This is a genomic window from Flavobacterium aquidurense, from assembly GCF_031458035.1.
In the GTDB taxonomy this organism is placed as follows: domain Bacteria; phylum Bacteroidota; class Bacteroidia; order Flavobacteriales; family Flavobacteriaceae; genus Flavobacterium; species Flavobacterium aquidurense_C.
Window position 1 is genome coordinate 1 of sequence record NZ_JAVDXR010000019.1, and the last position, 9,655, is coordinate 9,655.

The window sequence follows — 9,655 nt, forward strand, 5'->3', positions numbered from 1 at the left end:
ATAAAAGTTGGAATTTCTTATGAAAACTGTACTTCTGGTTTACCGTAAACTGCGTTAGGGATGGGAGCGGCATCCTTTTGCGATACCCAAAACCTTCATTTAAACTCAAACTACAATCGCAAAAGATACAGCGGACAGCCCGGCCCGGAGGGAAACGCCCATAATTGTATTATTCAATTCATTATAAATTTTTATTTCTGTTAAACTATAATCAATTTTAAAATTCATTGCGATCAACATTGTGAATGAATTTGATTACTCCTTTCATAAATACTTCTTGATCATCCCACATGGCTAAATGGCTTCCATTCGGGCAATATAGGAAACGGCCTTTTTGAACTAATTTACTTTGCTCTTCCATTGCTTTTGGATCCATTGTGTCGTATTTGGCTCCAATCATCAATGTCGGAATTGTAATTTCTTTTAAGCGATTTTTTATATCCCATTTTGCTAAGCGACCACTAATTCCAAATTCGCTTGGGCCTTGCATCAGGGTGTAAATTTCTGCATTTGTATGTTTACTTGCTCTATTTAACGCGTCTGGCCATTCTTTTAATCGGCATAAATGTTCTTTATAGAAATTCGGAATTAGTAATTCCATATAACGCGGATTACTAAAATCTTTTTTAGCTTCAAGTGATCGTATTTCTGCTAGAATTTCTGGTTTCATTTGTGGTGCTAATACTTCATCCGCATACTTTCCATATTCGGGAGCACTGGCTACCATATTCGAAACTAATAAACCTTTTAGATTCTTTTGGTATTTCAATGCATATTCCATTGCCAGAATTCCTCCCCACGAATTTCCTAGGACATAAAAGTTATTTTTATCTCCTCCAATGGCCTTGCGAACTTGTTCTACTTCTTCTACAAATCGTTCTGTTTTCCATAAACTACTATCTTTTGGTTGGTCACTGTAGTAAGAACCTAACTGATCATATTCATAAAATTCAAAACCTTCACGTTGAAAAAAAGTCTCAAAGCATTCCATGTATTCGTGTGTCATTGCGGGACCGCCATGTAATAATAATATTTTTATTTTAGGATTATTTCCAAATCGTTTAGTCCATACTTTAAATTCCCCGACAGGTGTATTGATAGGAATCAATTGTACTCCAGCAGATTCAATGGTATTTTTTTTATTGTAGTTAAAATAATCTGAAAGTGTCTCTGATTTAGTTTCCTTTTTACAAGAAACGGTCAATAGTATTAATGCTAGCAGAAGGATACGACCCATGTTGTTGAATTTTAAAGGTTATAAATATTTGAATTTTAGTAAAACTAAAGTACAAATTAAAATTCTTATTAAGGGTTTTTGGCAACTGCGTATTCGATTTGGAGAGTTTTTAGTATGGTTTAGGATTTTATATGAAATAGTAGTGTGAAGTAAAAAAATCGGGATTATGTAATGTGTAAGGTTTTTTGTATAAATGGTATTTTGTTTTTCTAAATGTAATGTATTGATCATGAGTGTTTTTGTTGTTTGACGACTATAAAAGTGATTGAACGATTTAATTGTTTCATTTTAACAGTATCGTGTAATTTTAACATGATACTATTATTATGGCAATAGAAAAGTTTTAATTCAAAAACATAATTTAAGATTATGATTAATTTTTTGAATAAACTGAAATTTTTTATTGTCAAAGGGAATTACAAATAAAATACCCAATATCTCCAAAGACAAATAAATTTTACATCTATGAAAAAACTCTACTTTAGTTTAAACCAACACACTTTAGTGTCGTCAAGATCATTGCGTTTATTGTTTATGGTTTTGATGGGTTTCTTGTCTGTAAATTTTGTTAATGCGCAGGGGACTAATTGTGCAGGTTCTACATCAATTTCTATTGGCAATTGCATTACTGGAAATATTAATATTTCTGATAATACTCAAAATGCCCCAAATATTTGTTCAGGAACTTTTCGTAGGGAAGGTTGGTACACTTTTACAGTAGCTGGTGGTCCTTTAAATATTACAATTACAGCATCTGCCTCTAATAAGAATTTATACTTGCAATTAATTTCTGCGACATCTTCTTGTAATGGATTCACTCAAATTGCTTGTGCGAATGTTGATAATAATAATGATTCTTCACAAACAGAATCTATAAATGCTAATGCTTTGGCTAATGGTATTTATTATGTTAAAGTTGTAAATGTAGGAAATTCAACTACTAATAATATGAATTTGACAAGTTTGTGTGTTACAGCGGTACCCACTATTACAAGTTTTAGTCCCACCAGTAGTTGTGTTGGATCCACAATTACTATAAATGGAACTAATTTTAGAAGCGTAACCGCAGCTAATGTGAAAATTGGAAGTACAGCGGTAGCGTCAATTACTTCTTTTACAAGTACACAAATAATTGCAGTTGTTGGATCGGGAACGACTGGAGCTGTTAGTGTGACGACACCGGATGGCACAGCAAGCGGCGCAGGGAATTTCACAGTAAATGCATTACCAACAATATTCAACGTAACAGGGACGGGCTCTTATTGTATTGGGGGACCAGGTTTGGAAGTTGGTTTGAGCGGTTCGGAAACACTTGTAAATTATCAATTATATAATGGAGCTAATCCTGTAGGATCCCCAGTTGCGGGAACCGGAGCTGCCCTTTCTTTTGGTTTTCAGCCAGGTACTAATACATACACCGTAAAAGCCACTAATGCTAATAACTGTACCGCTACAATGGCTTCAAGTGCGGTAGTGACAGTAAACAATTTACCAATTGCCAGTGCAGGAGGGTCTCAAAATATTTGCTTAGGCGCTTCTGCAACGGTCAGTGGAGCATCTTCATCAAATGGAACCATAGCCTGGACTCATAATGGAGCTGGCTCGATTACTGGTGCCACTACATTAACACCAGTTTACACACCCGTAGCCGCAGATGCAGGTACTACGGTTACTTTGACCATGACAGTGTCTAATAGTTCTTGTATACCTATTGCTACAGCAAACTATTCGGTAATTGTGTTACGAGATAATACTGTAACCGCTGCTTCGTCATCGCCAACCTTATGTATTAATACTCCTTTAATATCAGCTATAACCCATACTACTACAGAAGCAACAGGAATAGGAACACCAGTGAATTTGCCTGCTGGAGTTACAGCAACATGGGCTTCTAATACCATTACCATTAGTGGTACACCAACAGTTGTTGGGACTTTCAATTATAGTATTCCATTAACAGGCTGTGGCGGTATAAATGCCATCGGCACTATTATAGTAACGCCGAATATTGCAACGGGTCCGGCATCGACGACTCCAACGCTGTGTATCAATACGCCGTTGACCGCGATAACCCATGCTACTACAGGAGTAACGGGCATAGGAGCACCAGTAAATTTACCTGCGGGCATTACGGCTACTTGGGCTTCTAACACCATTACTATAAGTGGTACGCCATCGGAAACAGGAACTTTTAATTACAGCATTCCATTAATAGGAGGTTGTGGAGCGGTGCTCAATGCGACAGGCAGCATCAATGTGTTAGCTAATAATACGGTTTCTGGACCATCTTCTACACCAACTTTATGCAGCCATAGTCCACTGACTGCTATAACGCATACGACTACAATTGCAACCGGGATTGCCAATGCGGGTATGTCTGGCGCTAATGGTTTGCCAATAGGAGTGAGCGCAACCTGGGCTTCCAATACGATTACCATAAGCGGTACGCCAACGGTAGGCGGTACATTTAATTACAGTATTCCATTAACAGGTGGCTGCGGCAGTACAATATTTGCTACAGGCACCATATTAGTTAGTCCATTACCAGCAAATGCGGGACTTATTTCTGGTACTGCCTCGCTATGTCAAGGACAAACCAATGTTTCATACAGCGTTCCTGCAATAGCTGATGCAACTAGTTATATTTGGACAGTACCAACAGGAGCAACAATAGTATCAGGTTTAGGAACTCAATCGATTACCGTAGATTATAGTATAGGAGCACTTTCAGGAAACGTTACAGTAAAAGGTAACAATGCTTGTGGTGATGGAGTAGTTTCAACGCTGCCCATCACGGTTAATATTACGCCTTCTATAACAACAAATTACGCTCCTGTCGCTTGTAGTAGTTTTGCAGTGAACGTAACTCCGCTCGACGGCGGCGGTAATTTCATACCATCAGGAACAACCTATTCCTGGAGTTTGCCTACCACATCAGGAGGAATCACAGGGGCAACAGCATTAAGCGGGCAAGCTTTTTTTTCTCAAACGCTAACAAATACAACCAACATACAACAAACAGCATCTTATAATATAACGGCTACTACTGGTGGTTGTGCTGCGAGTACATTTTCTATAGTAGTAACGGTAAATCCAAAACCTAATGCTGTAGTTTCCGTTGCGTCACAAACCATTTGTGGTAATGATCCTATTACACCAATAACAATAAGTTTTCCAACTACTGTTCCAGGAACAACTTATACTTGGACAAGAGATAATGCCAATGTTACCGGAATAATAGGTGTTGGGGTCCCTGGGACAGGAAATACCATTTCGGGAAATCTTGTTAACACTACCAATATCGATCAGCTTGTAACATTTACTGTCAGCGCTACTGCTGCAGGTTGTACGGGTACTACAACATCGACTGTTACGGTAAAACCAACGCCTACAATAGCAATAACCAATGCTGCTCAGACTATTTGTAGTGGTACTGCTATTGCAGGAATGTCAATTACAAATCCGAACGCTGTTGCAGGAACAACTTATACCTGGACAAGGGATAATACGACTTTTTTAACAGGAATAGCGGCCAGTGGAAACAGCAATGCTCCTTTTTCTATTTCAGGAACGCTAACAAATACCCAAACAACCACCCAGACGACTACTTTTACCATTACAGCAACAGGGCCAAATGCATGTAAAAGCACTAGCACAGCAACTGTTACGGTGTATGGACGATTGGTGGCACCAGTTATTGGTAATACGCAAGATGTTTGTATTGGTCAGGCTCCTACCATATTTAGTATAAAAACACCAGTCGCAGGAGGCTCAGGAACTTATACGTATCAATGGCAAGTAAGAACAAGACAGTGGTTTATAGTTTGGGGAGCATGGGGTGGTTGGAGCAATGTTGGAACGGGTACAACATATCAAGCGGGGGTGCCAAATGCAACAACTCAATATGAATATCGTTTGATCGTAACTGATAGCTACTGTACTGCACAAAACGTAACAAGTAATGTTATCAGTATATCAACGACAGGAATTGGAGCGATTTATGATGAAGCCACTATTACAGGAGGGACAACTACTCCTGTTTGTAATGGTGATGTAATTCCTCCTATTTTAGCTAGTATCGATCACTCAGATGCATCTTACGTAAACTATTATATGACAACAAATAATAGTTATCTTACACCTGCATCTGCAGGTCCGGTTGGTACGACAATAGAAGGTACGTTTCCAAATGGTGCAAATAGAAGAACTAGTCATACTTTTAATTTTACAGCGAATAATACTACCAACAGCACGCAAACCACGGTAATATCAATTGCTCCTGAATTTGATAATTTTGTAGGTACCTGTAGAGCAACACCAGCTACAATGAGTATTCAAATTAAACCAACACCTAAAGTTACAGCTACAGTTGCTAGTGTTGGAATTTGTAATGTAACAAGTGCAGGTATTGTTTTGAGTGGAAACATCACGGATCCTGGTAATATAACAACTTTTAACTGGTCGGTAGACGATAATCCAAATATTACAGGCGACAATACTTCAGGGTCAGGCTCGATAGGTGTTAATGGAACATATACAATAAATAATGAGTTAACCAATACATCCTCAACGACGCAAAGTGTTTTGTATACCATAACGCCTACTTCAAATGGTTGTACGGGTGCAGCTATAACAGTAAATATATCAGTAAATCCTACTGTAACAGCAGGTACAATAGGAGATGCACAAACTATTTGTAATGGTACTATTCCATCACCATTAACTTCTGCTGCAAGTGGTACAGGATTAGGAACAATTACCTACGAATGGCAAACGAATGCAAGTGGTAGTTTTGTTACCATTGGAAGTGAAACAGGAGCAACTTATTCGCCACCCGCCTTAACAACAACCACGAGTTACCAACGAAGAACAGTTTCGGTAAACGGAGGTGGCACCTGTTATTCTGCATATACAACACCAATAACAATTACTGTAATTCCTGTTATAAATCCAGGGGCTATTAGCGGCAACAGAACCATTTGCAAAGGAGGAGATCCGGATCCTTTTACTGAAACCACTCCTGCAACAGGTGTAGGATTGACGTATCAATGGCAGACTAGCTCAACAGGAGGTGTAGGTTCATGGACAAATATTGTAGGAGCGGAAAGCACTACTTACGATGTTTCAGGACCAATTACTCAAAACACGTATTATAGAAGAGAGGTAAAATCCACAGAAAATGGGGTAAGCTGTTATGCCTATTCCGGCTTGGTTGCAGTTTTTGTAAACGATGCAACTGCTCCAGTTATGGCTGGAAACCAAAGCGTTTGTGGTTCAGCAGATCCTGATGCCTTTACAGTAAGTACAGCTGCGACAGGTTTAGGTAGTTTGACGTACCAATGGGAAAGTAATACTACGGGGTGTAGCGGATCATGGACTCCTATTTTCGGAGCCACGAATGATATTTACAATCCAGGTCCGGTTACACAAACTACGTATTATCGAGTAGTTGTTACTTCAACATCGAATACTGTTCAATGTACAGCAATAAGTAATTGTTTGGTGGTGACCTATAATCCGAATTTACCTGTTTCTTTGGATGTCGTGGCTTCTGCCAATCCAATTTGCTCAGGAGCATCCGTAACTTTTACGGCAACTCCAACAAATGGTGGACCAGCGCCAGTTTATCAATGGAAATTAAATGGGGCAAATGTTGGTACAAATTTACCTACATATACAAGTGCAACATTAGTCAATGGTGATAGTGTAACTTGTGTTATGACTTCAAATGCAACTTGTGCGACTGGAAATCCGGTGACTTCTACACCTATTGTTATGACCATCAATACTACTCCGGTGGCGCCAGTGTTAAACAATATTGTTTTAGCATGTAGTCAAACCACGGCCATTGAAACGTGGGGGGCAATTCCAAATACTACCGAGTATAGATTTGATTTGTCCTTAAATCCTTCCTTCAGTTCTTTTGTAACAGGTTATCAAAATCTGCAAGTAAGTGCATTAGCTTCGCCTTCAGTAACATTAAATAGTTTGGCATCAAATACAACTTATTATGTTAGAGTTCGAACAGTTACAAGCTGCGGCGTAAGTCCCAGTTCAAATGTAGTAACTTTATCAGTTCCAGTGACCACGTTTACTGGTTCGGGTTGGGATAACGGAACTCCAAATGCAACTACCAGAGCTGTTTTTGCGACAAATACCAATATCACCACTCCGTTAAATGCTTGCTCCTGCCAGGTAAATTCAGGAGTAAATGTTGTTGTAGGTACTCTTGGTGGAGCAAATGCAGATGCTGTGCTTAAGGTTGAAAATGAATTAGATGTACTTGGTACTTTAACTTTCGAAAATAATGCGAGCTTGATTCAGGTGAATGATGCTTCTTTGAATACCGGAATAATTACTTATAAACGTATCACTACCCCAATGAAGAATTATGATTATACTTTTTGGTGTTCTCCAGTAGAAGATCAGGTTATGAATGTTTTGTCGCCCAACACTCTCATCGATAAGTATTTTAGTTGGGCTAACAGTGCCTGGGTATATGAAAATGGATCAAGCAGTATGAATCCGGTAGGGAAAGGATTTATGATCCGTGTTCCGAAACCTGATGTTACTTATGCTAATGGAGAAAGTTGGAGTGGTCTTACTTATGCACAACCTGTTCAGTTTGTTGGTAAACCCTATAATGGCGTCAAAACAATTCTTACGCAATCAGATGGAAAACACAATTTAATAGGTAATCCTTATCCATCACCTATTGATGCAGATGCATTTATAAAAGCTAATCAAACCATAATTAATGGAGCATTGAAATTTTGGACTCACAATACATCTATTACGGCGAGTGGTAATTTCTACGTGTATAATTCAGATGATTATGCTTATTATACGCTTTTAGGGGGAACAACGGCTATATCTGGAGGAGTAGAGCCAGAAGGAAAAATTGCCGCAGGGCAATCCTTTTTTGTAGTTGCCAGTGCTGGTCAAAATTTTGTATTTAATAATACCATGCGTAATACTGATAAGATATTGGCTTCTGGATCTAATAGTCAATTTTTCAGAATGTCTAACGCAAACAAGGCAGCTGCAATTGAGAAAGATAGAGTTTGGTTGAATTTGGCCAATTCTCAAGGCGCATTCAAACAATTGTTAGTGGGGTATATTGGTGGGGCAACCAATGAAATGGATAAGTTGTATGATGCCCTTAGTTCTGGAGGAAATACATATATTGATTTTTATAGTATTAATGGTGAAAATAAGTTTACGATTCAAGGGCGTGCAGTACCATTTCAAGAGACAGATAAAATTTCATTGGGATATAAAACAACTATTAAAGGTACTTTCACAATTAATATAAACAAAGTAGATGGTCTCTTAATTAGTCAAAACATTTACCTAGAAGACAAAACCACAAGTACTATAGTTGATCTTAAAAAAGAACCTTATACTTTTTCTACTGAGATAGGTACTTTTAATGATCGTTTTATTTTACGATTTACAACTAATAATGTTGTGACAAATACTCTTGGGACAGCTACGGTTGATGAAACTAAAAATCCGGCAATTGTTGCTGTTAAGAATAAACAGATAAAAATCAGTTCATTCGAAGAAATAATAGACAAAGTTAAAATTTATGATTTAAAAACCAGTTTGCTTTACGAAAAAGTGAATGTGAATAACAACGAGCTTATTATTTCTGATTTGCATTCAAGTGACCAGTTCTTAATTATGAAAATCTTACTTAAAAACGGCAAATGGATTACGAAGAAAATTCTTTTTTAAAGGATTTCGTATAGTATAAAAAGTTATTAAAATGAAACAGCACCTCTTTGGGGTGCTGTTTGCGGACAAAGAATATTCTGTAAGTAGGTATGAAACGACTAATAGGGTTATGAAATCGAAAATAAATCAGTCTTTCCAATAAAGAAATTACGTAAAGCATTGAAGTGGTAAGAAAATTCTTTTAAAAACAAGAAATAGTTTTTAATCTAAATTATGCATTATCAGATTGTTAAGAAAAAGTGTGAAAAAATATTTGAAAAAAGTATGTAACAAGGCTTGTAAATCTAAATAAAGGCTGTACTTTTGCACCCGCTTTGCAACACAAGCGAAACACAAAAAGAAATACACGTTCGTAGACATATTGAATTGACAGCCGTTTTGAAAGAGATTTCAAAACAAAAGAATAAAGAGTAAGATAATCGAGAGATTAATTAAATGAACCGATAGAGACTGATTCGAATAATAATTAGCTTTAAGAGATTAAAGCAAACAATATACGATGAAGAGTTTGATCCTGGCTCAGGATGAACGCTAGCGGCAGGCTTAACACATGCAAGTCGAGGGGTATAGTTCTTCGGAACTAGAGACCGGCGCACGGGTGCGTAACGCGTATGCAATCTACCTTTTACAGAGGGATAGCCCAGAGAAATTTGGATTAATACCTCATAGTATGCAGAG

Annotated in this window: 2 protein-coding genes and 1 rRNA gene; 2 read left to right on the plus strand and 1 reads right to left on the minus strand. The window is 37.8% G+C overall.

Features of this window, described 5'->3' with window-relative positions:
* Positions 1 to 217 precede the first annotated feature (217 nt).
* Positions 218 to 1,237: a proline-specific peptidase family protein gene (locus J2X17_RS18945; RefSeq protein WP_310301644.1), complete on the minus strand. Its 1,020-nt coding sequence runs from the start codon at positions 1,235 to 1,237 to the stop codon at positions 218 to 220.
* A 465-nt stretch (positions 1,238 to 1,702) separates the two neighbouring features.
* Between J2X17_RS18945 and J2X17_RS18950 the strand changes: the two genes are divergently transcribed.
* Together J2X17_RS18950 and J2X17_RS18955 are read left to right on the plus strand one after the other, a co-directional pair.
* Positions 1,703 to 8,977, plus strand: coding sequence for a PKD-like domain-containing protein (locus J2X17_RS18950; protein WP_310301646.1), 7,275 nt, complete (start codon positions 1,703 to 1,705; stop codon positions 8,975 to 8,977).
* Positions 8,978 to 9,473: 496 nt separating this feature from the next.
* A 16S ribosomal RNA gene (locus J2X17_RS18955) occupies positions 9,474 to 9,655 on the plus strand; the annotation flags it as partial.